This is a genomic window from Veillonella parvula, from assembly GCF_032577575.1.
GTDB lineage: Bacteria > Bacillota > Negativicutes > Veillonellales > Veillonellaceae > Veillonella.
This window is the reverse complement of the sequence record NZ_JAWFVO010000001.1, coordinates 124,825-151,102: the sequence shown is the minus strand read 5'-3', so window position 1 is coordinate 151,102 and position 26,278 is coordinate 124,825. Positions and strand designations below refer to the sequence as shown.

General features: G+C 34.7%; 26 protein-coding genes and 1 pseudogene. 4 read left to right on the top strand and 23 right to left on the bottom strand.

The genetic code is table 11. From position 1 onward, the window contains the following. Positions 1 to 60 precede the first annotated feature (60 nt). The 3 genes from E7K77_RS00695 to E7K77_RS00685 all read right to left on the bottom strand — a co-directional run bounded on the left by E7K77_RS00695 (position 61) and on the right by E7K77_RS00685 (position 3,097). On the bottom strand, positions 61 to 894 hold the full coding sequence (locus E7K77_RS00695) for an Mrp/NBP35 family ATP-binding protein (protein WP_287511225.1): 834 nt from the start codon (positions 892 to 894) through the stop codon (positions 61 to 63). Between the two features lie 120 nt (positions 895 to 1,014). After that, a complete protein-coding gene (locus tag E7K77_RS00690; RefSeq protein ID WP_008600722.1) occupies positions 1,015 to 2,208 on the bottom strand; it encodes an aminotransferase-like domain-containing protein in 1,194 nt (397 codons plus the stop codon). Positions 2,209 to 2,359: 151 nt separating this feature from the next. Then, positions 2,360 to 3,097, bottom strand: a complete 738-nt coding sequence (locus tag E7K77_RS00685; protein WP_004692970.1) for a TVP38/TMEM64 family protein — start codon at positions 3,095 to 3,097, stop codon at positions 2,360 to 2,362. A 240-nt stretch (positions 3,098 to 3,337) separates the two neighbouring features. On the opposite strand from E7K77_RS00685, the gene E7K77_RS00680 reads away from it, so the two are divergent. Then, a complete protein-coding gene (locus E7K77_RS00680; RefSeq protein ID WP_004692969.1) occupies positions 3,338 to 3,730 on the top strand; it encodes a thioesterase family protein in 393 nt (130 codons plus the stop codon). A 144-nt stretch (positions 3,731 to 3,874) separates the two neighbouring features. Here the strand turns inward: E7K77_RS00680 and E7K77_RS00675 are convergent, their stop codons facing one another. After that, the gene (locus tag E7K77_RS00675; RefSeq protein ID WP_278470091.1) at positions 3,875 to 4,897 is read right to left on the bottom strand and encodes a branched-chain amino acid aminotransferase; all 1,023 of its coding nucleotides are present in this window, start codon (positions 4,895 to 4,897) and stop codon (positions 3,875 to 3,877) included. Positions 4,898 to 5,182: 285 nt separating this feature from the next. On the opposite strand from E7K77_RS00675, the gene E7K77_RS00670 reads away from it, so the two are divergent. After that, the gene (locus E7K77_RS00670) at positions 5,183 to 5,845 is read left to right on the top strand and encodes a fumarylacetoacetate hydrolase family protein (RefSeq protein ID WP_325305838.1); all 663 of its coding nucleotides are present in this window, start codon (positions 5,183 to 5,185) and stop codon (positions 5,843 to 5,845) included. A gap of 172 nt (positions 5,846 to 6,017) precedes the next feature. Here the strand turns inward: E7K77_RS00670 and E7K77_RS00665 are convergent, their stop codons facing one another. The 14 genes and pseudogenes from E7K77_RS00665 to E7K77_RS00600 form a co-directional block, all read right to left on the bottom strand. Then, positions 6,018 to 6,515: a methylated-DNA--[protein]-cysteine S-methyltransferase gene (locus tag E7K77_RS00665; RefSeq protein WP_195394927.1), complete on the bottom strand. Its 498-nt coding sequence runs from the start codon at positions 6,513 to 6,515 to the stop codon at positions 6,018 to 6,020. A 17-nt stretch (positions 6,516 to 6,532) separates the two neighbouring features. Next, positions 6,533 to 7,384: an SIR2 family NAD-dependent protein deacylase gene (locus E7K77_RS00660; protein WP_227036852.1), complete on the bottom strand. Its 852-nt coding sequence runs from the start codon at positions 7,382 to 7,384 to the stop codon at positions 6,533 to 6,535. Next, on the bottom strand, positions 7,356 to 8,135 hold the full coding sequence (locus E7K77_RS00655) for a protein-ADP-ribose hydrolase (RefSeq protein WP_060919708.1): 780 nt from the start codon (positions 8,133 to 8,135) through the stop codon (positions 7,356 to 7,358). Before E7K77_RS00655 ends, E7K77_RS00660 begins: the two co-directional genes overlap by 29 nt. 108 nt (positions 8,136 to 8,243) lie before the next feature. Continuing rightward, positions 8,244 to 9,011 carry a putative quinol monooxygenase gene (locus E7K77_RS00650; RefSeq protein WP_118091498.1) on the bottom strand — a complete coding sequence of 256 codons (768 nt, stop codon included), beginning with the start codon at positions 9,009 to 9,011 and terminating at the stop codon, positions 8,244 to 8,246. A gap of 10 nt (positions 9,012 to 9,021) precedes the next feature. Next, complete coding sequence (locus E7K77_RS00645) at positions 9,022 to 10,362, bottom strand: B12-binding domain-containing radical SAM protein (protein ID WP_325305831.1); 1,341 nt, start codon at positions 10,360 to 10,362, stop codon at positions 9,022 to 9,024. 129 nt (positions 10,363 to 10,491) lie between these two features. Next, on the bottom strand, positions 10,492 to 10,977 hold the full coding sequence (locus E7K77_RS00640) for a prolyl-tRNA synthetase associated domain-containing protein (protein ID WP_316597615.1): 486 nt from the start codon (positions 10,975 to 10,977) through the stop codon (positions 10,492 to 10,494). Positions 10,978 to 11,084: 107 nt separating this feature from the next. Then, a complete protein-coding gene (locus E7K77_RS00635) occupies positions 11,085 to 12,107 on the bottom strand; it encodes a DMP19 family protein (RefSeq protein ID WP_325305827.1) in 1,023 nt (340 codons plus the stop codon). Between the two features lie 56 nt (positions 12,108 to 12,163). Next, positions 12,164 to 13,692 (bottom strand): annotated as a pseudogene (locus E7K77_RS00630) (SMI1/KNR4 family protein). 29 nt (positions 13,693 to 13,721) lie between these two features. Further along, a complete protein-coding gene (locus E7K77_RS00625; protein WP_156697480.1) occupies positions 13,722 to 14,192 on the bottom strand; it encodes a glycosyl transferase family 4 in 471 nt (156 codons plus the stop codon). A gap of 47 nt (positions 14,193 to 14,239) precedes the next feature. Next, the gene (locus E7K77_RS00620; RefSeq protein ID WP_156697646.1) at positions 14,240 to 14,599 is read right to left on the bottom strand and encodes a hypothetical protein; all 360 of its coding nucleotides are present in this window, start codon (positions 14,597 to 14,599) and stop codon (positions 14,240 to 14,242) included. Continuing rightward, positions 14,592 to 15,011 (bottom strand): bacteriocin, encoded by a 420-nt coding sequence (locus E7K77_RS00615; protein ID WP_156697479.1) that lies wholly within the window; start codon positions 15,009 to 15,011, stop codon positions 14,592 to 14,594. The genes E7K77_RS00620 and E7K77_RS00615 overlap by 8 nt, the downstream gene beginning before the upstream one ends. 43 nt (positions 15,012 to 15,054) lie before the next feature. Continuing rightward, a complete protein-coding gene (locus E7K77_RS00610) occupies positions 15,055 to 16,116 on the bottom strand; it encodes an ankyrin repeat domain-containing protein (RefSeq protein ID WP_156697478.1) in 1,062 nt (353 codons plus the stop codon). A 220-nt stretch (positions 16,117 to 16,336) separates the two neighbouring features. Continuing rightward, positions 16,337 to 16,972: a DUF6037 family protein gene (locus E7K77_RS00605; RefSeq protein ID WP_232054977.1), complete on the bottom strand. Its 636-nt coding sequence runs from the start codon at positions 16,970 to 16,972 to the stop codon at positions 16,337 to 16,339. A gap of 44 nt (positions 16,973 to 17,016) precedes the next feature. Continuing rightward, on the bottom strand, positions 17,017 to 17,433 hold the full coding sequence (locus tag E7K77_RS00600) for a polyketide cyclase (protein ID WP_156697477.1): 417 nt from the start codon (positions 17,431 to 17,433) through the stop codon (positions 17,017 to 17,019). 201 nt (positions 17,434 to 17,634) lie between these two features. On the opposite strand from E7K77_RS00600, the gene E7K77_RS00595 reads away from it, so the two are divergent. Continuing rightward, positions 17,635 to 19,920 (top strand): TonB-dependent receptor, encoded by a 2,286-nt coding sequence (locus tag E7K77_RS00595; protein WP_316581245.1) that lies wholly within the window; start codon positions 17,635 to 17,637, stop codon positions 19,918 to 19,920. 524 nt (positions 19,921 to 20,444) lie between these two features. On the opposite strand, the gene E7K77_RS00590 is transcribed toward E7K77_RS00595, so the two are convergent. The 5 genes from E7K77_RS00590 to E7K77_RS00570 all read right to left on the bottom strand — a co-directional run bounded on the left by E7K77_RS00590 (position 20,445) and on the right by E7K77_RS00570 (position 24,626). Then, a complete protein-coding gene (locus tag E7K77_RS00590; protein WP_314932575.1) occupies positions 20,445 to 21,092 on the bottom strand; it encodes a DUF4304 domain-containing protein in 648 nt (215 codons plus the stop codon). Positions 21,093 to 21,133: 41 nt separating this feature from the next. Continuing rightward, positions 21,134 to 21,574 carry a BdrN protein gene (locus E7K77_RS00585; protein WP_314932572.1) on the bottom strand — a complete coding sequence of 147 codons (441 nt, stop codon included), beginning with the start codon at positions 21,572 to 21,574 and terminating at the stop codon, positions 21,134 to 21,136. A gap of 33 nt (positions 21,575 to 21,607) precedes the next feature. Further along, positions 21,608 to 23,098: a 23S rRNA (uracil(1939)-C(5))-methyltransferase RlmD gene (rlmD, locus tag E7K77_RS00580; protein WP_325305819.1), complete on the bottom strand. Its 1,491-nt coding sequence runs from the start codon at positions 23,096 to 23,098 to the stop codon at positions 21,608 to 21,610. After that, positions 23,098 to 23,766: a TerC family protein gene (locus E7K77_RS00575; protein ID WP_325305817.1), complete on the bottom strand. Its 669-nt coding sequence runs from the start codon at positions 23,764 to 23,766 to the stop codon at positions 23,098 to 23,100. The genes rlmD and E7K77_RS00575 overlap by 1 nt, the downstream gene beginning before the upstream one ends. 200 nt (positions 23,767 to 23,966) lie before the next feature. Beyond that, positions 23,967 to 24,626: a TerC family protein gene (locus E7K77_RS00570; protein ID WP_287525361.1), complete on the bottom strand. Its 660-nt coding sequence runs from the start codon at positions 24,624 to 24,626 to the stop codon at positions 23,967 to 23,969. A 270-nt stretch (positions 24,627 to 24,896) separates the two neighbouring features. On the opposite strand from E7K77_RS00570, the gene E7K77_RS00565 reads away from it, so the two are divergent. Then, positions 24,897 to 26,255, top strand: coding sequence for an MATE family efflux transporter (locus E7K77_RS00565; RefSeq protein ID WP_325305814.1), 1,359 nt, complete (start codon positions 24,897 to 24,899; stop codon positions 26,253 to 26,255). Positions 26,256 to 26,278 lie beyond the last annotated feature (23 nt).

Genomic DNA, 26,278 nt, shown 5'->3' with positions numbered 1-26,278 from the left:
AAAAAGATTTGATAAAAAGCTGTGCATTACTAAGTATGCACAGCTTTCATCATATGAATCCTATTCAGGTAGAGATACGTCCTCTAAATTTGTTTTTTCGATAGACTCAATATCACCTTTATCACAAAGGTCTGCAATAGTCGGATCAATTGGTAAACGGTTCAACAATAATAGACCATATTTTTGAAGGATTTCTTCGATGTGGCTTTCACCGAAAATTTGATAATCCTTACCGTTATCTGGGCAATGGAAGTAAGAGTAGTTTTCCACCACACCAATAATAGGTACTTGCATTAAATCAGCCATTTTAACTGCTTTTTCAACAATCATGGATACCAAGTCTTGAGGAGATGTAACGATAATAATACCGTCCAATTTCAAGGATTGATATACAGTAATAGCAACGTCACCTGTTCCTGGTGGCATATCAACAAATAAATAATCGATATCTTTCCAAATAACATCTGTATAAAATTGTTTTACAACATTGCCTAAAATAGGACCACGCCATAAAACAGGATCTGTATCGTTTTCCAAAAGAAGGTTAACAGACATAACGTCGATACCGCCTTTGGATTTTACAGGATACATACCGATTTCGTCAGCATATGCCTTTTCCTTAATGCCAAACATCTTAGGAATAGAAGGACCTGTAATATCCGCATCGAGGATACCTACTTTGTAACCTTTACGCGCCATTGTAATGGCCATCAAGCTGGTAACGGAGGATTTACCTACGCCACCTTTGCCAGATACTACACCAATTACATGTTTAACAGAACTAAGCTCGTGTAATTGAGCTGTAAGATCTTGAGGTTGTTGAGACGCGCCACCACCGCAACCAGAAGATTGAGATGGGCATCCGCCACAATCACTGCTGCTACCGCAACCCATAGTAAACACCTACTTTCTTTGAGGCTATACCTCACATCTATATTAAAAACTTTTTTATATGGTAAACACAATGTATCTACGCCTACATTGTATCACGTTATATCAAAAATTATCAATATATTACTCACCACAAAATTCTTTAGTTAACCCGCCGAGAATTTCCATCCCCTTTGTAATTTCCTCTACTGTTGGTACCGTATAGCTCAAACGAAATGCATGACCTGCTCCTGCTCCATCTGCTGCAAAGGCACCACATTTAATAATCCCAACATTGCGGTCCATACAAGTTTCAAAGAATACATCACAATCTACATCCTCAGGCATCGTCATCCATGCAAACATACCACCTGTAGGTTGTGTCAAATGAACTTTAGAACTCGCATACTTTTTAAAAGCGTTAAGTAAAGCTTCACATTTCATTTTATATACTTTTCGTACATTATCTAAATGAGCATCGTAATCAATGGTATCAAGAACCTTCGCTACCACCTTTTGAGTTACTAATGGCATTTGACCGGCCGTATTATTTTTTAATGCTTGGATAGCTTCAATAACTTTAGTTGGGCCAAATAAGAAGCCTACACGCAAGCCTGCAGATAATGTTTTAGAATAAGAACCTGCATACAGAACACGATCTTCTGTGTCGAAGGATTTGAACGTTGGAATATATTCTCCGGCGAAACGAATTTCACCATATGGATCATCTTCATAGATAAATAAATCATATTTAGATGCAATAGCATAAATCTCCTTACGGCGCTCTAAAGGCATAGTAATGCCTGTTGGATTCTGGAAGTTGGGAATTAGATAAATATATTTACCTTTACCAGATTGAGCCGCTTTTTCTAACTCACCCGGAATCATACCGTACTCGTCAGTTTTAATACCTATTGCTTTACCGCCCATGTTGCGCACAGAGTTAATAGCACTGGTGAAAGTAAATTCATCCATATACACTTCATCGCCTGGTTCTAAAACTGTAATTGGTACAAGACCTAATAATTGACCTGCACCATTGGAAATAATGAGACCTTGTCCTTCCGAATTCATCTTATGAGTTTGTACTAAACGTTCTAACGTAAGTTCTGCTAAATGTGCATCACCTTGCATTGGACCATATTGTAAAAGGCTCATAGGATTAGAATGCACAACTTCATCAAAAGCCCTTTCGATGACCTCTACCGGTATCGCTTCTGGCGCAGGATTACCAATACCAAAGCTAATAAAGCCTTCCACGCCTACACCACGTTCAAATACTTCACGAATAAAATTAGGACCTTTTAAGGTTACACGTTCAGGAAGAGAAAAGCTCATACTATCGCCTCTTTCATATATACTATGTAGAAAACACTTCTAAGTAGAAAATATTACTAACATCAAGAATTAAGAATATTACATTATTAAAACGTAAGCAGCCTATAGTTAATTAGTTATTTTGTAATGGCTTACCTAATTAGACTTTATATTACGCATTAGGATCATGCTCTTGTTCCGCATTTTTCTTATTAATATAGTTCTTATATACTTTCCAAAGAATGAAGTATACAACACCTGCAACAAGAACAATAATTCCTAATCGTCCCATATTTTCTTGGAAATTTACAATATCTGTACCAATAGCTACTTCTAAAGCCGTAGATGGAAATTTACCAATCAAGTTTGCCAATATATAATCTCTAGGTTTGATTTTACTAATGGCCCCTAAGGCGGTAATGACTCCAGATGGAAAATACGGTAAGGATCGTGCAAATAACATGACCACAAAACCATTTTTACCGGAAAAATCATCTACTTTCATCAATACCGTACTCTTAGCAATCAACTTGTCCGCTGTATCACGTAAGAAGTAACGCATAATATAAAAGCTAATGACTACACCAATTGTTTCAGCCAACCAAGAAATAATAATCCCTGGCCACATACCAAATACTAAACCATTAGCTGTAGATATGAAAATTGACGGTAAAAAGCCTACGGCGTTAACAAAAATATCGAGGACCATACTCACCAACATGGCCATAGGGCCAAAACTTTGAATATACTCCGCTACCTCTTCCATAGAGCCACTTGTTGCTAAGTGCCACATGGTCGGATAAAATGTAGGATCTACAATATTTATAATAATTAATAAAACAATAAAACCTATGCCTGCTATTAACTGTACCCAACCTTCACCAGAAGGTTTTAAATTTCTTTTACTCATATATACCTCGTATAAAAAAGACTAGCTTCATTATATCACGTATTCTATAGAACAGTTATAACTAGTTACATTTCTTTAATTTGAATAGCTTTTTTAATATATTTAAAATTGATAACCGATATAGCATTAGAGGTGTATACATATATCTATAAAATATGTATCATTACATTAGCATAAAAATTATCGAAAGATGTATAATACTATTATAACGAGAATTTTCTTAATGAAAGAAGGTATAATATGGTATCAGCAGGTCAAACAGCTACGGCTACTGTAACAGTTACAGAATCTAATATTGCTAAAACAATGAAATCTGGTTCTTTAGATGTCTTTGCCACACCAGCCATGTGCGCTTTAATGGAAGAAGCGGCTCAAGCAGCAGTACAACCATACTTAGAAGAAGGTGAAGGCACTGTAGGTATTGCTTTATCCATCACCCATGAAGCCCCTACTCCACTTGGTGCAACAGTAACAGCAAAAGCTATTGTAAGCGCCGTAGAAGGTCGCAAAATCACATTCGATATCGAAGCTTCTGATGGCATTGGTATTATCGGTCGTGGTACACATGAACGCTTTGTCATTAACAACGAAAAATTTATGGCTAAAGTGCATAGTAGAGCAAACGCTAACTAAATATAGCTAGAATATTTATCAATCAAAATCATTAGTTTACTAATATCTTTAGCAGAATAAAAAACGGCATCTATCATACGGTAGATGCCGTTTTTATATACTTTCATGTTTGCATAATTAAATCATATTTGCATAGTTAAATAATTAGCAAATTTTAACTACCCAGCCTTCAGGCGCTTCGATTTCACAATGTTGAATTCCGAGTAAAGTATCATATAATTTTTTCGTCACAGGACCCATATCATCCATGCCAGCAGGAACATTAATAGTGCCTTCTGGAGTATCGATTTGACCTACTGGAGAAATAACAGCCGCTGTACCACAAAGACCAATTTCAGCAAAGTCTTTTAATTCATCTTTATGAACAGGACGATGTTCTACAGTCATACCAAGGTAGTGTTCTGCTACATACATCAAAGAACGACGTGTAATGGATGGCAAAATACTATCAGATTTAGGTGTAACTAATTTACCATCTTTAGTAATAAAGATGAAGTTAGCACCACCAGTTTCTTCTACATGTGTACGAGTAGCCGCATCAAGATACATATTTTCTGCATAGCCTTCATTATGAGCATCAGTGATAGCATACAAACTCATAGCATAATTCAAACCAGCTTTAATATGGCCAGTACCATGAGGTGCTGCACGGTCAAAATCAGTAATACGAATTTTGATTGGTTTAGCACCACCTTTAAAGTAAGGGCCTACTGGTGTTGTAAACACACGGAATTGATATTCATCAGCAGGTTTTACACCGATAACGGAGTTTGTACCCATCATGTAAGGACGAATATAAAGGCTTGCACCATGACCATATGGAGGAACAAAGTCTTTATTTGCTTTTACAACTTCTTTTACAGCTTCGAGGAAACGACCTTCAGGTAATGTAGGCATTACAAGGCGTTCACAGGATTGATTCAAACGTTCTGCATTCAAATCTGGACGGAAGCATACGATGTGACCATCTTTTGTATAGTATGCTTTCAAACCTTCAAAAACAGTTTGAGCGTATTGGAATACACCAGCACATTCATTAAGGACAACGTTAGCATCAGTAATTAGACCACCTTCGTCCCATTTACCATCTTTATATGTAGTCAAATAACGGTAGTCGGTTTCTACATAACCAAAACCGAGATTATCCCAATCGATATTCTTGCTCATAATAATAACCTCCATTTATATTGATATACACTTAATCTTATCACTATCATCTTGTATTTTCAATAGATTCTATAGAGATGATAAATTATATATACAGATATAGTATCTATTAAGATATATCATCTATATATAGGTAACATATTAATAGATATGTATATTATCAAATAGGCCCCTAGCTATACTATCGTTGAATATAAAAATTGTTTTTTACAGTATAGCTACCGCCCTATTTATATTATAATAATTTCAGATATACATTATCCTATTTTACTAGAGGTCCCTATTATGAACGAAAATAAAAATTTTTTAATTCCTAATCCTAAAAGTATCATTTGTATCGGCCTTAACTACGCTGATCATATTGCTGAAACTAGTCTAGCTACACATGATTTTCCAGAAATCTTTATGAAAACATCAAATGCTCTTGCAGGTAATCATGATACAATTACTATTGAAGACGAAACTTTCCATTACGATTATGAAGGAGAATTAGTTATCATCATCGGTAAATCTGGTAAAAACATATCTCCTGAAAAGGCAATGGAACATATCTTAGGCTATACCATTGGTAACGACGTATGTGCCCGTACATTACAGTTTAGAGGTTCTCAATGGATCCTTGGCAAATCGCTTGATCACTTTGCTCCTATTGGTCCTAATATTGTATCTCCTGATGATTTTGACTTTGAAAGTGCTACTATTACGACAACAGTAAATGGTGAAATACGTCAACAAGCAAAGCTAGAACAAATGATTTTTAAGCCTTATAACATTATTGCCTTCTTATCAACATATATGACACTCCAAGAAGGTGACATTATCTTTACAGGTACGCCTAGTGGTGTAGTATTAGGTAAAAATGAAAGTAAGTATTCTTGGTTAAAACCAGAAGATATTGTTACAGTTTCCATAAGCGGTATTGGTACCTTAGAAAACAAATTTATTTAAAATAAGTACATTGTAAAAGTATTGTATTTGCTCATATTCTAATTATTACGATATCTATTTACATTACAACTAAATATATCTAAACACAAAAAAAGATTACTTCTATATATGTCTAACTATACATAGAAGTAATCTCTTTTATTATTATCTATGTTTTATATTTACTATTACTTTATTTATGCTCCGACTCTAGGTCTAGCATATATTTCTTGCGTTCAATGCCCCCTGCATATCCTGTTAACTGGCCATTACTACCAATAACACGGTGACAAGGAACGATGATAGAAATTGGATTATGCCCTACAGCCCCTCCTACGGCTTGAGCAGAAAATTTCTCTTTACCTTGTTGCTGTGCAATTTGTTTACCAATATCTCCATATGTTGTAGTTTCACCATAAGGAATTGTCTGTAATATAGACCATACGGATTTACGGAACTCTGTACCTTCTAACTGGATAGGCGGTGTAATAAAGGGCTTTTTACCATTAAAGTATTGATTTAGCCACATAATTGTTACTTCAAATGGACCTGTTAGTTGCTCTATATACTCCGCATCATCATAACTAGGTGCATGAGCTTCATCAATAAAAAATAAATCTGTTAAGTATGATAATGTACCAAGCATAATCATTGTCCCTAATGGACTTTCATAGGTATATTTATAGTTCATAGTACATTAACTCCTTCTTAAGATAACAAATCATTCAATACCTTTTGTATGTCATTATTAAACAATACTGTATTTTGCTGAATATCAAATGGAATCGATCGTTTTTCAATATTAACTGGTACATATAGTGTGTCTATATTGTCATGTGCCACCCGCATAAATGGATATTTAATAATCATCGGTGTATTATAGCCAACACCAAGTTCTAACAATACGGTTTTCTTATCTTTATAATTCTCTATAAAACTTGCATATCGTTTTTGAGCTGCATACCAACCTTCGTCTTGCACAAAGGCACCGTCGACACGTAAATTCATCGTCATTAGTTCGCCACATCTAGGACAGTGAGGAATTAATTCTGTGGGAATTTTCATATCCTTTTGTTCTTTCACCATACGACGCACTTGTTCTTCATTATCATAAGTCTTTTGATGACATGGCTCAAAGCATTGCCACAAGCCATAATCACCTTGCATGTAATAAAATCTATTTTTATCCACTCCAGCAAATTGCATTTGATGATCTACATTAGTGGTAATCACAAAGTAATTCTTATTTTGTAACAACTCCATCAACCGAATATAAGGTTCACCTACTGAAATATCATAGCGATTATAGTAGATATGACGGCTCCACCACGCCCAATATTCTTCCATGCTTTCAAATGAATAGAATCCACCAGAATACATATCTGTGATACCGTACTTTTTGTGAAAGTCATCGAAGTATTTATGAAAACGTTCTCCACTATAGGTCAGACCCGCTGCAGTAGACATACCGGCCCCAATACCTACGAGTACCGCATCAGCTGTATTCAAAAAATCTTTTACACGTTCTATATTATCCCAATAATTTGTTGTAGATGTCATAATCTATATCCTTAAATACGTTAAATACCACTTGGATTTTACTATTTGTTTCTTTTAAATACCTACGTACCGTATCGATAGCAATTTGGGCCGCCAATTCATTAGGAAATCTAAACTCACCTGTAGAAATGCAGCAAAATGCAATGGACTTCAAACTATAAGCATTAGCTAGCTCCAAGCAAGATCTATAGCACGATGACAATTGTTCTTTTTCTAAGTCTGTAACAGTATCATAAACAATAGGCCCTACCGTATGGATAACATGACTGGCAGGTAAATTAAAACCATAGGTCATACGAGCTACACCTGTCTTTTCAGGCATATCCATATACTCAGTCATCCTAGCACAGGCCATACGTAACTCAATACCAGCAAAAGTATGAATGGCATTATCAATACATTTGTGATTCGGTAGAAAACAACCGAGCAACTGCTCATTAGCTGCATTGACTATAGCCTTTACCGCTAGACGTGTTATATCCCCTTGCCACAAATATATCTGAGGTTCTCGCTCTTCCATATCGTTAATCGTAACGATGCCTTTTTCATGAGCCAATGTATTTAAATATTCATCCTCTATCTTCATCCACTCTGCGGACATAGCTCCTGCAGGACGAATATTACATAGTGCTCTAAATAGAGTAAATTGTTCTTCTTCACTTACGGGAATATCTATATGTTCGTTATATTTCTCTTTATATTCGGCTACTAATCCCTCTAAAAGATAGCGCAATCGTTCTTGTTGTGTCATATATAACTCCTAAATAGAATTAACTAGATTATAACCTATTATATAGCAAAAAACTGCTAGCACATAATATGCTAGCAGTAACTTTACTGATTAGTATTATATCAAAAACTAAGGTCTAACAAATGATTGACCACCATGGTTTACAAGGATATCCCCATCTAATACTTTAGTAGTAACCCCTTGTAGACTACCTTGGATTTGGCTCATCATAAAACGATAACCTGGGCTGTTCAAGTGTTTAGTAAGGGCTTCTTGATCGCTATAGATTTGAATGACGTACCAACGATTTTTTGCATTTCTTTCACGAAGCACATAACCAGCCTTATAACCCGCATCATCACGAACGGCACGTTCCATATCGAGTTGATATTGTCGTTGTACCGTATCGATTTCATTGCTATCAACAGTAAACTCAGTTAAGGTCACCACTGCCTTACCATCATTTACGATAGATAATGCATCTTTCTTTTCAAATAAAAGTACAGACTGTACATCGTACATCTTACGATTTGTTAATTTAGAACCGACTTCATTAACAAATGCTTGATAATGGTCAGATTTGCGATGTGTTTCAATAGCAGCTAAATCTTTATAGATTTCAACTACATAAGACTCCGAAGGATTACCTTTTACATGCGCCACATTCATGGACAATGTATTAGGTTCTTTTTCCATAGATGCTGTCAGATTAGCTACACCTGCACTATTATAAGTTCCTTGTAACTCTACAGGTACTTCGAAACGATACATACCTACGCTAGGTGCTGTATCTACAGATTGATCTCGCTCCATAACAAGAGCTGCAAAAGATGTGCTTACACCTAATACGGCAATAGCAGATGTTAATACAATACGTTTTAATAAATTTTTATTCATACATACTCCTTTACATATATCTTGATAGCTTCTCGGCAAACAAACCGATACGCTTATAAGTTAACAACTCACATACTTTTGATGTAAATTGTCCAAATCTACGATAAAAGAAATTAAAAGTTAGATATGCTGGTATTGTACCGATAGTTTTAGGCATGCGACGAAATATATTTTTTATGGAATATAGCTCTTTATAGATCCAAAGATACCCTTTTTCTAATTCTTCTTTAGACATACCAAGTGGCGTTACAACTACGTGAGACGTATTGTATTTAGACAAATCATAATCAAAAATTCTATTTTGAGCTGCCATTCTCTTGTAGAATTCAGTACCTGGGTATGGTGTGACAATATGTGATGTAATCGTATCAATTTTCTGGCTAATAATCCAATCTAACGTATTTTTAAAAGTCTCTGGTGTATCTCCATCTAAGCCAAATACAAAGCTAGCATTAACCATGATACCACGCTTATGTAATTCGTTAATAAGTCGTTCAAACTCTTCACGATTATTTTGCATTTTATGAACACTAGATAAAGATTTGGGGCTGATACTTTCAAAACCAATAAATAAACTCTGGCAACCAGTCTCTTTCATTAAATCCATCAATTCAGGGTATTGTCCTATTTTCATAGTAACCGCTACATTCCAGTTTAACTTCAAAGGTTTAATACGTTCTAAAAACTGTTTAGTCCAAGAAATATTACCAATAAAATTATCATCAATAAACATAATATGTTTTGTACCTAATCTTTTAATATCTCTCAACACATCCTCTATATTGCGATTAATATATTGGTGCGTTCCAGAACTATTATAGCAAAAATCGCACTTATGAGGACAACTTCGACTAGTAAAAACAACGTTATACCATAAGTAATCGGTCTTATCTATCAAATCATATGCTGGTGATGCAATATCATCTCCAGATTCTAAGGGCGCAGAAACATATTGAGATTGCAATCGACCATGTTTAGCATCTTCTATAATTTGAGGCCATGTATTTTCTGCGAAACCTATACAAAGGCTATCAAATGCCTCCTTAGGTACGGTATCGAATGCTGTCGTAATATGTATACCACCAGCAATCACCTTAGCCCCTTTCTTTCTATATAGAGCTGCAATTTCTATTGCTCTAGGCAATACATCAACAGTCACCGCGATGCCTACTAAATCAGGTACATCATTAAAATCTATTTCTCTAATATTTTCATTTTCAATTGTGATCTCACACTCATGCCGAATAATATTAGCCACAGTTAATAATCCTAAATGCGGGGACATACGTATTTTTAAATCTGTATCCATAGGACGCTTCAACATACGTGGTTGAATCAATTTAACTTTCATATAAAACCTCTTATATAACAAATGCTCTTACATTATTATAAAAGATTATAAGTTCTTTTGCATATAAAAACATCCTATCTATGAAAACTATATTGAGTAATATTAGTTCCAACAAATAGGATGTTACGCTTATATTGTTATATATTCAATAGTTGTACCATGTTCTTCAATGAGTTTAACTAGTTCTTTACCTTGAAGCCACACGGTCGCATCATTTTGGTTCGGATGTATGCCGATTAAATTATTCTTGTAGTCCGCATCAATATAATAATGGACCTTACGGTCCTCATCATGAAGCAAGCAGAATGGAGATACATGACCTGGTTTAATCTTCAAAATATCCCATAGTTCTTCTTCAGAGCCAAAGGAAATCTTTTTCAACTTATGGTCCTTACGGAACTGTTTTAGATCCACACGCTTTGAGCCACGAACGGTAATTAAATAGTAATGCTCTCGTTTATGATCTCGTATAAATAAATTCTTTGCATCCCACTCTGGATATGGCAACTGCACATTTGGCTTATCGTCCATACTAAATAATGGTGCGTGATCTGTAATTTCAAAATCGATATGATGGTCACGCAAACAATTATATACGCCTTGTTTATCTAACATGTAATCCCCCTAATACATCGTTCCTACTTGGTGAAAGTAGATAACATAATAAAAGAGATTGATATAGTGAAAGTACCAATTATAGCTTGTTAAATATATCACCAAGCTTATTCTGGAATCGTATAGGTTCCATCAAATACAAATAAATGAGGATTTTCATGTACAAATACATCTTCAAAGATACCATCATATGTATATACTACATCATCTTTTTCATCTAGAAACTCAAAGAACTCTGGATTATCCTCAGATTGCTGTAATAATTTCCATCGTTCTTCTCTATCAAATGGTACTGTACCGCCAAAGTAGTCTAATACAGTTTGGAAATTATTTGCTAACTCATCCATTTTAAATCGTTGCAAACCTGCTAATGCGTCTTCCCATACAATGCCTGTTGAATTATAGAAGAACTGATGATGACCACCATTATTAACCTCTGCGAAGTACCAAGATATAGCATTAAGGTATCGCTGTTCTAAAGTAAAACCTTTAGCAGATTCTAAATAGTCATCATAAGAATCATAAATATTGATAGTCCAATACGCAGGCTCATTGATAGTCCACATATCATCTGTAGCTTGGATTTCTTCAATAGTAATGGTCCGATGACGAGGTACACCTTCTCGTTTCTTCTTTTTCTCTGCTACATAATTGCTATAAGCTTTACATAACTCAGGATACTCTGCTTCACACTGTTCAAAGTCCATCTGCATATAGCACATATCAATGACTTCAAAACAGTACGATTTTATATCATCCAGATTCTTTTCCTGAGCTAAACGTACGCCCTGATCTACTAATCTTAGCATCTGTTTCATAATATCTGATGTATACGATTCATTATTATCTAAAGCAATGGCTCCATACGCATAGGCACAGCGATAATACCACACCGCATCACGATATTTTTCATCAATAGACTCTAATACCTTAATTGCCTCTTTTTCATTGCCATTATTGTTATAAGCTCTACCGAGCTCACCTAACAGAGATATAGATAAATTTTCTGTGCCCACACTAGTTAACACATCAATAATAGTTTCTACTTGTTCAGTATCATTAAGATCTTTAACAGTTTGTAATTGCTCTATATCAGAAAGTGCTTTAAATTGTTCAACCGTTAATGTCATTATGCCACATCCTGTCGTATTACAAATATAGTCTTATAGTTAACATTATTTAGAAACTAGCTACCACAAACAATAAAGAATACAGGTATACTATCTTCATTATCTATAAGTCCGTAACCTTCACATTCATGACCTTCGTATTCAATACCTTCAAAGAATACGTGATCACCAAGTTCTTTATTAGCCATTAAATTATGCAATTTAAAGAGCAATTCTTCTCTAGTAAAATATGTACCATTATCCGCCACAAGATGAGCCATAATTTCTACCTGCCACATGCCATCTTCTTTATCTTCTTCAAGTAATTCCTCATCGGTAACACGTTCATTATCAAAAAGTTGATCTTCACTTTCAATCCAAGCTTCATAGGTTACTAGAATTTCCGGTTCTTCTAATCTATCGTCGTCATCTGCTTCATCATCTACATATTTCTTTACATTTTCATTGTATTCTTTGGAAAACTCTTCTCTGCTATATGTTTGCTTATTAAATACCCAATGTACTACATCATATGTAGGATAGTTATCTTCTTCGCATTCATTAATATCTCCAGTAACTTTACCTTCCGTAGTAGCTTTACCTTCTGTAGTATCTTTACTATTTTTCTTATCAAAAAGATTCTTAATGGTTTCAAATATCACAGGATAATCCTCCTTGTACTCTTTTGGCTTAATTTTAAATAGTTGATACTTTACTACTTCACAGCACCAACCAAGCTGTTTATCTAAGTGAGCTTCTTTCGTCATTTTTATGCCTGTCTCTATTAACTGTAATGCCTTCTGTACATGTTCAGATTCGTAACATTCACCACATCCTAACATCGCATGAGCATAGCCACAACGATAATACCAAGACCAATCACGATGTGCCTCATCTATACGATTAAATAAATCGATAGCCTCTGCTGCCCGTCCATTATTGTTATACATACGTCCTAAGGTGCTTAGCAATATAGAGGACAAATTATCGATGCCTATATTATTAACAGCTCCATCGCACGCTTGATATCGATATCCTCTTGACCATTAAGGAACTTAACCTTTTCCGCATCACTTAATTCTTGAAACTCTTCGTTCGTAATGTCTTCTATACTGATATATAAGCCCTTAATAAAATCACCAAAGTTATCTGCTAATAGAGTAATTGAGTAATCACATTCTTGGTCTACACGGACAACCTTAGGTTCGCCTATAGGACCACACTCACGATAATCGAGGAAAATCATGTCATGCCCACCAGAAATCGTATCGGCTACAACGACACCGATAGGGGGATATTTTACTTTCGAAATCCAAAATTCATTCCCTATCTCACCTAAAAGAGAGTATTTCTTATCTCTATCGATGCCATATATACCTGTTATATATACACAATCCCTATTATCATTGATAAAACAATTTTTATTTACTACACCACCATTATGGTTTTTAAGTAACTCAATATAAGCTGCCGGCAATGTATACCCTAGATTTGCTTCAGCTGCTTTAATATCCTCATCAGTAACAGGTTTACCTATATAGGATTCAAATGCATAATCAACATCGTTCCAAAATCCGTTCCAATCAAAGTCTTTTAGATTACTCATAATACTCTCTCCTAGTTAAATAGATTATTTTAACCAAATAGTTTCTCATCAGTGGAATATTCTTTAATTAAAACTTTTACCCTGCGTCGTAACAAAATGGTATCAACAATATAGGAAAAAATGATATAAGGAAATACATTTATAATCGCTATAGGGGCTAAAATAACTGCTACTCGCAATAGGTCAAGTGAATATGCATACCATTTAAAATCAATGGTATTTATAATGGGTATAACATAGTCTATTACGCTTACTTCCCATTGCATTACGGGGTTTAGTTCTTCACTAGTTCCTAATAGCCAAACGAAACTTACAGCAAAGATCAAACAATATAATATGCCAACAGGAATCAATATCTTCGCTCTCTTTTTTAACAGATTACGACAAATCTCATGTTCTTCCTCTGGTGTTACATCATATACCATATTGCATTGAATCTGAATCCGTCTAAATCGATAGCGAATATACTTATACAAAAGGTTATTCGGTGTATATAGCATAATAAGCTCCACATATACGTTATAATGGGGAAAACATTAAGAATATATTAGCCATCTATGGCAAAATAATGCAAATCTTTAAATTCATCATCCCAAAATGTAAAGGAAAAGATATGGGTATCATCAAAGGTTTGCTCGCAATAGGTTACAGCATCACGTTCGGGTTCAATAATAGGCGTACCAATACGTCTTTTCACTTCTTCAATGGTTATCGTCCCATACCAATCGCTTATTTCGTTATAGATGAAAGTAACAATTGTATCTATATTCTTATGGTAATTAACAGCTAATAACTTTGCCGTATCTAAATTAGCATCTGTTGGTTTCTCATCCCAGCAAAACTGTATTCCTTCGTAGGATATGGTATATTGTCTTAACTGTTCATCATATATTGCAGAATTAGTTATCATTTGTACCCTTCACATAGCTTTCCATCTTCGGTCTTAAATCTAACACTATTTCCCAACTATCTAATGCTGGCACCTTATGATGTGCAATAAAATCTGCTATTATCTGTAATACCTCTTGGGGGCCTTGCTCATTTTTACCATATATAATAGCGCCTTTCTCACCATTATTAGTTACACTAATTTCTGTATGTAATAAATCAGTATCTTGATCACTACAAACTTGTACAAAGTTATACTTTTTATTATCTATTAAGATTGCATTTAATGGTAATATAACTACAAAATCTTGCTCTTGATCTTGAATAGCATATAGATTTTGCTCAACTTCATTCAGTGTAATACCTTCATATTTATAAGTACCTACATCAATTGACCAATCAGTATATGTTTTATCGAAGTCAGCTATCATATATATCCTATTCTCCTTAACTACATATTAAAATTACCTTATTTTAAAATAAAGTTTCTAATTGACCTGACATATCCGCCATAAATTCATCAAATTTACAAAGTTCTCGTAACTCTTGATGTTCTATATCATAACAACTAATCTTTTTACTTTTAGGATCCCACACAATTTGCCACTCATTATACTCGCCTAGTTCTTTAGATAAACGCAATAGATTACGACGACCTAATTTAAATGGAATCGTATCAATAAGTGGGAAGAACTCTATAGATATAAAATCGGAGTCTGGTAATTCAAAGTAAAGATGATCGCCCTCTAAAAAATTTACTAATGCTTTTGGTAATTTAAAGGGCTTTAACTGATCCATCTTATTCTGTATATCATGGAACTCAGCAGGCTCTAAAGATTTAAAATACTCTGCCATTTCCATATCGCCCTTTTCAATGGCAATGCTATAGGGACGCATACCATCCTTTTCCGTAATGGTTACATCAGCACCATGTTCTACCAAGTATTTACACATCTTTAAGTCTACATACCGAGCTGCTACACACAATGGGGTTGGTTTAAAGGGATATACAGAATCAGGCTTGTTGTAGTTAATATCTACACCATTGTGGATGAAAAAATCTAGGACCTCATAATTTCTATCTGTAATGGCATTTCTGAAAGCTCGACCACCATATTGCTGTACCGTATGGCCTAAGTCATGAATAATCTGTAAGTGATTATATTTCTTGCCATATAAGGCAGCTTGAAAAGCATCTACTTTCACACGGTTCAAAGCATGAACATTGGCACCATGAGCCACAACATAATCTATAATCTCTTTATTACCATATCTAACAGCTAATAAGAAACTAGGATTTTCTGCCTCATTAAGATTAGCACCATGTTCTACTAACCATTGAACACTTGGCAAACAACACATGACTAAAGCTAATTCTAAGGGTGTATGCTCACTATATTCATCATTTTCTATGACTTCATGAATATCCCAACCAGCCGCCAACGCCGACACAAGTGCAAGTAGATTACCCTCAATAATATCCGTCACTATTTTAGGCACAGATTCAAAAGTACCTAAATCTTTTATCTCTATCATGTCTCTCTCCCATGAACTATATTTTTAAAATGATTATCACTAATTACATTATATTACATTTATAAGTATGATTGTATAGTAAAAGCCCCTCGTATAAGCGAAAGGCTATCATATATCAAATACAATTCTAAAATCTCAATTTATCTTTTCATAACGAAATAACAAGAACATTAATAAATTTTAATCCATGCACATTTAAAAATTGCATTCCACAGATAGTCTATTTACCATGACGCTTGGCAACTTGACAGATAATCTCTTCATCACTCTTTTCATCACTTGGATTAGGAGAAAAATAAAAACTAAGATTCTGATCTTCTCTATATTTATAATATAAAAAAGATCTTAAAGTACGAGCCTTATTACTATTTTCTATAGTTCTAGTATTCTTATGACCATTTGTACTCCCATTACGTTTAACATCATAACAAAATATTGCATCAGGATTATTACCTTCACATCTTGAACCTTCTAATCTCCTAAGCAAATCGCTCTTTTCCTCTATTTTCTTAACAGGTATAAACTTTGCAAAAATTTTCGAAAAATCAATAAATAAGTCACGATTAGCATCGCTTCTATTGATATTAAAAAATTTAGCGAACTCATCTCTACTATTAAAATATATTTCCCAAAAATCTGCATAAGCATGAATAGAATCTTTAACATTATTGCCTCTAATAAATTCTAATTTTACTTTTGCATAATCACTTGGTTTTCTCTCGTTTTCGTTATACACTTTAAGAATTACTACATAATTTTCACTCTTATACTTAAACCAAAAAGTATCGATTATCCATTCATTTTCCTTCATACTCTTTAATAACTTTCGAAGATTTTCAAATCTAACCTCAGCCACAAAACGCACCACCTTCTATTTTGATAAAACTAATCTTATAAATATTATCTAACAGCGTCAAACTCTTCACAATTCAGTTTTGCTTTTAAATCTCTAAAATATATTTTTTGTTGTCGTTTCAAATATAAGCTTATAAATGGCTTAAGTATTGATTTTTTAGAAACAATATTTTCTGTAAAATCTAGAATCGTTTTATCTCCCTCCGCATAAAATTTTCCAACCCAAGTACCCTTAATATTTTTATTTTCTATCTCAAATATCCATGACTGGTATTTGATACATTCTGTAATTTTAAAATAAGTTTCAATACCATCCTTTGTAATCTCTATAAAGTTATGCTCATCTATAATTCTTACATCTTTTAAATCACTTCTCCATGAATAATCATTCAGATTTGTCACTGTATCCCATACTATTTCTATTGGACATATTAATGTAGCTCTTAAATTAGAAACTGCCATAGTAATCACCTCAAATATATTAAAAATACACATAATCAATAAAAGATGGATTAAACTCTTTAACCTACTTACATATCTCTACAACCCCCTTAATAATATTCATATTAATATAAGTAGTATTCATAACATGATAATATTCAGAAACATATTTCAATGATATACTTAAAATAGTGTATTTTTATTTATTAAAGGGTTGTGTGTATGAGAAAAAGTAAATGTAAGAAAAAAGCAAGTGGTTGCAATCAAACCATTACCTCGAAAGCTCTATTATTTTCCATGATTTTAACGGCTATGAGTGGTCAAATTGTAAATGCCATTGACAAGAATGTAACAGATGAACCTGTACCATTACCAACTTATAATGTGACTGTGACAGCTACAAGAACAATGGAAGACATTGTAAAAACACCTAGTTCTGTTTCTGTTGTAACAACGGAAGATATTGAAGCGCGAAGAGCTGATACGGTAGCAGATGCTCTACAAATGTTGCCTGGTGTTTATAAAAGCCAAAAAGCCAATGGCGGCTTACAAATCCGTGGATTTGACTCTACCAATACATTAGTACTACTTAATGGTGTACCAATGAATAATACATTTAATAATAGTGTTGATTGGGAAGCTATACCGGTACATTCAATTGAACGAATTGAGCTAGTACGTGGCCCTAGCTCTTCTTTATATGGTGGTAGAGGTGTGGCAGGTGTTATCAGCATACAAACGAAACAAGCAGAACCAAAACAATCCGTAAAAGACATTCATTGGCATGGTCAAGTTGGATATGGCTCTCATGGAACACTGAATGACGAGTTAGGCTTTGACGCTCGTGTATCAGATCGTGTTGCTGTTGGTATGTCTTTTGAACAAAGACGTACCGATGGATATCCAGGTTTCTTCATTACTGGCAAAGCAGCAAAAATCAAACCTAATACAAAAACAGTGACACCTGATAATCCTGTACCACAAACCAAAGATGGTGCCTATCTATTAGGTAGTCGAGGTAATAAGTCATATAATAATAAAAGTCTTTCAACCTATATAACGATGAATCTACGTGACAAGGAAGCTTTAACATATTCATATCTATACACAAAAAATAGATATGCCTATGAAAATCCTATGAGTACGATTACAGTAAATGGTAAACCAGTTTTCTCAGGAAACATCAAAATAAATGATCAAAAATATGTGGCTCTTAGAACAAGTAGATATTTAGGCTATGATGGATTGAAAGAATATCACGCTCATAATTTACAATATAAAAATGACAAGAGCAAATTACAAGTTATTTTTAATGTATTGGATCGCAAGAAAGACGGATTCTCTAGTCCTAATAGTCCAAACACACCAAACTATAATGGACCTGGCGATGACTCCTTCTACCCTGGAAAAACAATTAACTTAGATGTACAAAAAATCTGGGACCGTATGGGTAAACATACTCTTGTTGCTGGATTAAACTGGAAAAAAGAAAACTTTGATCAAAAACGAAGAGAACTAACAAATTGGAGAAATCATTCCTCTTTTGATTCTACAACATATCCAGGTGGATTGTATGAAATTAACAAAGGCGCTACTAACAATCTAGCATTATTCATACAAGATACTTATCGACCTAATAATGATTGGGCAATTTATACAGGGCTTCGTATAGACCGATTTAAAAAGTACCATGGACAACACGTTACGTATGATAAGGTTAATAAAAAATATGACACCGTAAATCATGGAGAAGGCACATATACAGAATTGAGTCCTAGATTGGCTATTGAACATTATTTGAATGACTCTTTGAACGTGTATGCTTCTTACGGACACTCCTTTAACCCACCTCCATTGAGCCAAGTGTATCGATATAGTGATATTGTAAAAGCCAATCCTAACTTAGATCCAGAACGGTCTGACTCATTTGAAATTGGTCTAAAAAAAGAATGGAATACAAAAACAACATTAAATGTATCTGGATTCTATGTAAAAACAAAAGACAAAATAAAATATGTAACCTATTATGATCGTAATGGTGATGTAGATTATAAAATGTATAATAATGTGGACCTAGAAACTCGCCGTGGTGTAGAACTAGAAGTTCGACATAAATTATCATCAAAATGGTCTGTATTTGGAAATTATACTTGGCAAATGGGCCGTATTAAACACAAAGAACTTCCTAATACAAATACTAACGAATATACGGAAGTAAATTATGATATTCCTAAACATATATTCCATGCAGGGCTTGAATATACTAGTGGCAAATGGAATGCACTTTGGGATACTCAATATGTAAGTCGTCGTCAATCTGTAGATGACATTACTGGTCAATATGGTTCTGAGGATAGTTACTTTATTTCTAATATAGCTATGAATTATAAGTTCTCTAAAGAGGCGACATTGCAGTTTGGTATTCAAAATGTATTTAACCGCATATTCTTTAATGATGAAGCAACAGCCGGTCGTACATACTCCGCAAGTATGAAGTTTAAATTCTAGTGATCTTTTTTTAGAAATATTAATTAATATTCTTTAGTAACTTATATCTACCAATATTTAAATACGACGTAAAAGCCCTTCGCATATTGATATGTACCCATTTTCCTGGACACATATTATTTACTAGCCTAAACACATGGATGCTTCCCTGTATTTTACAGGGGGCATCCATTTTGTTTTTTTCTAGATCCTTCTGTTCTTGTAATAGTAATAGCTACTGATCTTAACCCTTGACCAAAAAGAGCTTGGCATACCAACTCATATTTTTCTTCTGGAGACCAATACTTATTAGTCCTTCGACATTTATTAATGTCCGAACCATGAAGTCGTTCTAATTTAACCCAGTCTCTTATTAGATTATGAAATGTATCTGTCCTCACACCGTTAGGTGTCTTGGGCTATTTACCTTGATAGAATAATTCAATTGCTTTTCTTTTAAATTCATAACTATATCTCATGAAAATACCCCCTTTACTGGTTGTCCAGTAAAGGGGGTACATATCAATAAGCGAAGGCCTTAATTATTATTTTTCTATTTCAATTCCATTAAGATATGCAAATTTAATCATAGCAGAGCCATAAAACTCACTTTTATCTAATAAAATATTTTCTTTTGGCATGTCTTTCAACTGATTATAAAAGCCAATATATCTAGTTTTTAACTTATCCTTTTGAATTATTTTATTAAAATACTGTTGCGCTTTGGCTTTTCCACCAAAATGATAAATATAATACAGTAGATTATGATTGATTAAATCTCCATCTATAAGCTTTTCAATATTGCGTTCAATATCTTCAAAAGCCTCAAATAATGGTATGATATGTTCTTCGAGCAATTTACTAACTTCATCGACCGTATATTGATAACTTGCACCTGCTAATTGATACCAGTGCCATTCATTTCGATTTAACAAACGCCCCAATTCTCCGCCATAAACAAAACCGTTATGAATTTTAGCTTTTGTCATGGATTTAGAGTGGATTGCAATATGTGGAACAAATTCTACGCTATATGCATAGTTATTTCTATTGGCCTGAAAGTATATCTCAAAAGTAAGGTCTTTATTTTTAGATAATTTCTTTAACTTCTGACCTTTACTAACTACCTTAAAATCTGGGAATTTACTTGCAATCTCTTGCCAAGCTTTTTCACATAATTCTCTAGGTTTCATAATTATAAAAGTACTCCCCCACTATTATACGGTTAATTATTTTATAGATTTCCCTCAACTACTATAACAGATGTATGTTGAAGTGCTTCCTTAATCCAAGCAATACCTGTGTTTAAAAACTCTTGCTCTAATTTACTAAAGTTTATAAGATCAGCTTCAATATTATTAATAAATTTAACCCAGTCGTCTTGCTTAATCCAATTATCAAAGCAAACATCAAAGCTCTCTCTTACCAAATTATCTGATGCATCTATAATAGGATATACTTTATTAAAATAAGAAACTAAGATATCAAAATCTGGACTATAAACACGTAATGGCTTTCTATAACAGTGCCAGTCTTTCCAACTTGGTTCATGACCAGACACATCAGAAATTTTGAGTGGATTAAAGTCTAAGCGTATGTTCTCATATAATGGTGAATTAAGTCTTAGCTCCATATACTCTTGGTTTTTATAATCTACTGAATTTAGCCATACCATTATAGTTCACTCCATAAACTTCTAAACAAGATATTAAAGTGATGCTTTGCTCCTAGTAAGCAAAGCCACGGCCTCAACGTGAGCGGTCATTGGAAACATGTCTACAGGTTGTACTTCTTTGAGTTCATAGCCGTAGTGTGTAAGGATTTCAATGTCTCTTGCCATAGTTGCTGGGTTACAGGATACGTAAACAATACGTTTTGGTTCCATGCCAGCTGCAGAGGTTAGTACTTCTTCTTTACAGCCCGCCCGGATTGGGTCGAATACGATTACGTCAGGTTGTACGCCTGCTTTATAGAGTTTTGGCATTTCTACAGCCGCATCGGCGACGATAAACTCTGTATTATCATAGCCATTGCGACGTGCGTTTTCACGAGCATTGGTAATAGCTGGTTCTACGATTTCTATACCGATAACATGTTTTGCCTTATGGGCTAGGAATAATGAAATAGTACCCGTACCACAGTACGCATCGATAACGGTTTCGTTTCCTTTTAGGTCTGCATACGCTAGTGCTTGATCATAAAGCACCGTAGTTTGTTCAGGATTAACTTGGAAAAAGGAATGTGGAGATAAGGTAAACCGTAAATCTTTGATATGGTCTGTAATCGTTCCATCCCCATAAAGAACACTATTTTTAGGCCCTAATATAACATTTGTACGCTTCCCATTTACGTTATGAACAATGGTTTCCACTTGGGGAACTCGTTCAATTAATTTTTCTACCCACTTTTCTTGATGCGGCAAATATTCTGTCGCGGTTACAAGGATAATCATCCACCCAGATTGTCCAATACGACCAATGACATGACGTAGTACACCCTTACCAGTATGTTCATCATACGGTTCGATATCAAACTCTTTAGCAATTTGGTAGCAAGCTTGAGCAATGCTATTATTGCCTTCAGCTTGTATTGGACAATTCGTACCTTGCACGATATCGTGAGATCCCATCGCATAGAATCCCATTTGGATATCACCTTTAGTACCGCCTACAGGCATTTGCATCTTATTGCGATATGCCCAGGGATTTTTAGGTCCTAGAGTAGGTTTAACAAGATCTGGATTTTGATGACCAATGCGTTCGATAACGTCCTTCACCTTTTGTGTTTTTAATGAAAGCTGTCCTTCATAGGTAATATGTTGCAACTGACATCCACCACAAAAGCCATAGATATCACAGTGTGGATCGATACGATTAGGAGCCATAGTGACAATTTCTAATAGTCGTCCTGTAGCATAAGTCTTTTTCACCATATTGATGGATACTTTCACGGTTTCTCCAGGTAAGGCAAAGGGAACAAAGACTGTAAACTCGTCTACACGACCTACACCTTCACCACTACTGCCGATACCATGAATAGTAACTAAGACCTCATCACCTAACTTAACTGGAGCATTGAATATAGCTTGTTGCTTCTTAGATAATGTACTAGTAACTGATTGACCTGTATTCACACAATTACCGTTTCTACGTTGTTGTTTAGATTTTTTCTTACGAGATGTACGACTTGTACCGTTCATTACGAGTCTCTTTTCTTCCAAATTTTAATCATGCCAGTTACGATAAGTACGAAGAATACAGTGCCAAATTTCACAAGCGATTCTTCACCTTGTATATATGGCATAAGAAGTGGATCTTCCACAATCATTTCACCAGCAACCCAACCTAATAACGCACCACCAGCCCAAAGAATGACAGGAAACTTATTGATGATACGAGCAAATAGTGTAGAGCAGAACACAATGATGGGAACAGTAATCAACATACCAACAATAACGAGCTCTAAATGTCCTTTAGCGGCACCAACTACGCCAATTACATTATCGATACTCATCATCGCATCAGCCACAATGATTGTCCAAATGGCTCCCATTAAGGAATTCTTAGCTTCGATATGTGCCTCTTCATCTCCACCTTTTAAGAGTTGAATGGCAATCCATACAAGTACAAGGCCACCACCTAAGTGAATAAGAGGAATTAAAGTAAGTGCTTCTACTAAAAGAGTGGCAAATACAAGGCGCATTCCAATAGCCCCTACTGTACCCCAGATAACGGCTTTCTTTTGTAATTCTGGCGCCAATTTACCCGCTGCCATACCAATAACAACGGCATTATCTCCTGCCAATAAAATATCGATCAAAATGATTTTACTAATCGTTATCCACGTTGCAGCTTCTAAAAATTCCATTCTATACTTACCTCAATTCACTCTGCTAATTCAATAACTATCCCTTAACTATACCACAAATTCTCTATTTTCTCATCTAAAAGAAAGCACTTAGACTACCACAGTTATTCTTAAGATTAGCCTATGAGATTCTTTATAATAACTATACTTTTACAAAAAAATATCTCTCCTCCTATGACTAGAAGAAGAGATATATTACATTATTTTTTAAGTTTCTTTACTAACAAAGATGCCCCTACTACGAGGATAACAGCTCCAACTTTGATGAGTAATGCATACGGTTCTACGGTATGTGAAATTAATTTATCTTCCACACTCATCGCTGCACCTACCCAAGCGAGAATACCACCACCAACGTAAAGAATGATTGGAAAACGTTCGATAACTTTTACAAATAAAGTACTACCATAAATGATAATAGGTACTGTAATAAGCATACCGATAGCAACTAATGTCATATTGCCACCAGCGGCACCAACTACACCAATAACATTGTCAATACCCATAATTCCATCTGCAATAACAATGGTCATGATAGCAGCGCGCAAGTTATCTTTAGCCTCAATGTTGTGCTCGCTATCATCATCAACAACAAGCTTGTAACCGATCCATAAAAGAAGGATACCACCTACTAAACGTAAAGCAGGAATATTGTTCAATGCCTCTACAAATAGGAATGCCATAACAAGACGTAAAATAATGGCGCCAGCTGTGCCCCAGAAAATCGCCTTCTTCTGTAAATGTGCGGGTAAGTTGCGAGCCGCCATACCAATAACAATGGCATTATCACCAGCTAATAAAATATCAATAACGATGATTTGCAGCATCGCTAATAAGCCTTGTACAGTTAAGATGTCCAATGTATCCTCCTTAGAATAAAACAATAGTATATATATTATAATCGATATAGTAAAGTAGTGTAAAATTCAATTATCAACATATATATACATTTTTATCATAATTCTTTCTTATTAAATAAGGTAGTTTATATAACTGTATTTCTACCCTTACATAATCATAATATGGGCTCTTTATTTTTATATATTTAATTCCTTTTTTTCTTAGGTTTTGGCTATTAAATTGAACTACTTTATGGTATGGTATAGTATATCGTTACTAGGGAGGTTAGTATGTATCAAACATATTCTATACTGCAAAAATTATGGTTGTTCATAAAACTATTTACTCCAATGTGCATCACTCAATTTTCCCTGATTGGGTCTACCTTCATCGCCATTTTTTTAACGGGGCAATATAGTACAACTGATTTAGCTGGTGTAGCTACGGGATATAATTTGTGGCTCCTCTTCTATATCTTTGCACAAGGTACATTAATGGGTATCACGCCAATCATTTCTCAACTATTAGGAGCTAAGAAAACAGATGATATTCCAATAATCTTTCATCAAGGCCTTTTCATCGGTACAGGACTAGCATTTTTAATTTTACTAATCGGTATATTCGGCTTACGCCCTTTATTGACATATTTAAATCTTGAACCAGCTGCCGCCGAGGTATGTATTAGTTATCTGAAAGCCTTTGCACTTGGTTTATTCCCATTACTCTGGGTAAATACCTTGCGTAATACAGTCGATTCTCATGGATTAACGCATTACTCCATGGCCATCGTCTTTACAAGCTTTGTGATTAACGTATTCTTAAATTACGCACTCATCTTTGGTCATTACGGTTTTCCTGAAATCGGTGGCGTTGGAGCTGGCTACGGTATTGCTGGTGCCTGTTGGACGAACTTTATTCTATTTAGCTTAGTCATTCTATTGCATCCTAAGTTAAAAGGCTATCGCATCTATAAAGATTTCCATAGTCCTAATTTCCACTATATCCGTGAACAATTACAAGTTGGTATACCCATTGGTTTTTCCATCTTCTTTGAAGCTAGTATCTTTAGCATTGCTGGTCTCTTAATGGTTCACTTTGGATCTGCTGTAGTAGCAGCTCATCAATCGGTTATTTCCTTTACTAATGTATTCTACTGCTTACCATTAAGCATTGCCATGTCTTCTACCATTGCCGTTGCTTATGAACTCGGTGCAGGGCGAAAAAAGGAAGCCATTCAATACTCTTATATTTCTCGTGTATTAGCTATCATTATAGCTGTTCTTATATGCGCATTTACGTTCACCCATATGGATAATATTGCTGATCTATTCACCAATGATGATGAAGTATATGAGCTTATTTATCACTTCCTGGGGTATGGCGTATTTTTTGCTGCTATCGATGCCATAGGTACTCCATTACAAGGTATTCTAAGAGCCTACAAGGATGTAAAAGTAGTTCTTTACATCTCACTCATTTCTTATTGGGGTGTATGTTTCCCAACGGCTTATACCCTTGCTAAAAATCCTAATTATGGACCATTTGGCGTATGGATTGGTTTGTTGGCTAGTGTAGTAGTTGCAGGTATATTATTTACACTTCGCACATACTATATACAACATTACAAACCTAGAGCTATTACAAAATAATAAAAGCACCTATTGAATATTAC

Bases quoted from the DNA above. Each gene is read 5' to 3' on its own strand.
- E7K77_RS00695 (WP_287511225.1), bottom strand. From the start codon at position 894: ATGGGTTGCGGTAGCAGCAGTGATTGTGGCGGATGCCCATCTCAATCT.
- E7K77_RS00690 (WP_008600722.1), bottom strand. From the start codon at position 2,208: ATGAGCTTTTCTCTTCCTGAACGTGTAACCTTAAAAGGTCCTAATTTT.
- E7K77_RS00685 (WP_004692970.1), bottom strand. From the start codon at position 3,097: ATGAGTAAAAGAAATTTAAAACCTTCTGGTGAAGGTTGGGTACAGTTA.
- E7K77_RS00680 (WP_004692969.1), top strand. From the start codon at position 3,338: ATGGTATCAGCAGGTCAAACAGCTACGGCTACTGTAACAGTTACAGAA.
- E7K77_RS00675 (WP_278470091.1), bottom strand. From the start codon at position 4,897: ATGAGCAAGAATATCGATTGGGATAATCTCGGTTTTGGTTATGTAGAA.
- E7K77_RS00670 (WP_325305838.1), top strand. From the start codon at position 5,183: ATGAACGAAAATAAAAATTTTTTAATTCCTAATCCTAAAAGTATCATT.
- E7K77_RS00665 (WP_195394927.1), bottom strand. From the start codon at position 6,515: ATGAACTATAAATATACCTATGAAAGTCCATTAGGGACAATGATTATG.
- E7K77_RS00660 (WP_227036852.1), bottom strand. From the start codon at position 7,384: ATGACATCTACAACAAATTATTGGGATAATATAGAACGTGTAAAAGAT.
- E7K77_RS00655 (WP_060919708.1), bottom strand. From the start codon at position 8,135: ATGACACAACAAGAACGATTGCGCTATCTTTTAGAGGGATTAGTAGCC.
- E7K77_RS00650 (WP_118091498.1), bottom strand. From the start codon at position 9,011: ATGAATAAAAATTTATTAAAACGTATTGTATTAACATCTGCTATTGCC.
- E7K77_RS00645 (WP_325305831.1), bottom strand. From the start codon at position 10,362: ATGAAAGTTAAATTGATTCAACCACGTATGTTGAAGCGTCCTATGGAT.
- E7K77_RS00640 (WP_316597615.1), bottom strand. From the start codon at position 10,977: ATGTTAGATAAACAAGGCGTATATAATTGTTTGCGTGACCATCATATC.
- E7K77_RS00635 (WP_325305827.1), bottom strand. From the start codon at position 12,107: ATGACATTAACGGTTGAACAATTTAAAGCACTTTCTGATATAGAGCAA.
- E7K77_RS00625 (WP_156697480.1), bottom strand. From the start codon at position 14,192: ATGCTATATACACCGAATAACCTTTTGTATAAGTATATTCGCTATCGA.
- E7K77_RS00615 (WP_156697479.1), bottom strand. From the start codon at position 15,011: ATGATAGCTGACTTCGATAAAACATATACTGATTGGTCAATTGATGTA.
- E7K77_RS00610 (WP_156697478.1), bottom strand. From the start codon at position 16,116: ATGATAGAGATAAAAGATTTAGGTACTTTTGAATCTGTGCCTAAAATA.
- E7K77_RS00600 (WP_156697477.1), bottom strand. From the start codon at position 17,433: ATGGCAGTTTCTAATTTAAGAGCTACATTAATATGTCCAATAGAAATA.
- E7K77_RS00595 (WP_316581245.1), top strand. From the start codon at position 17,635: ATGAGAAAAAGTAAATGTAAGAAAAAAGCAAGTGGTTGCAATCAAACC.
- E7K77_RS00590 (WP_314932575.1), bottom strand. From the start codon at position 21,092: ATGAAACCTAGAGAATTATGTGAAAAAGCTTGGCAAGAGATTGCAAGT.
- E7K77_RS00585 (WP_314932572.1), bottom strand. From the start codon at position 21,574: ATGGTATGGCTAAATTCAGTAGATTATAAAAACCAAGAGTATATGGAG.
- rlmD (WP_325305819.1), bottom strand. From the start codon at position 23,098: ATGAACGGTACAAGTCGTACATCTCGTAAGAAAAAATCTAAACAACAA.
- E7K77_RS00575 (WP_325305817.1), bottom strand. From the start codon at position 23,766: ATGGAATTTTTAGAAGCTGCAACGTGGATAACGATTAGTAAAATCATT.
- E7K77_RS00565 (WP_325305814.1), top strand. From the start codon at position 24,897: ATGTATCAAACATATTCTATACTGCAAAAATTATGGTTGTTCATAAAA.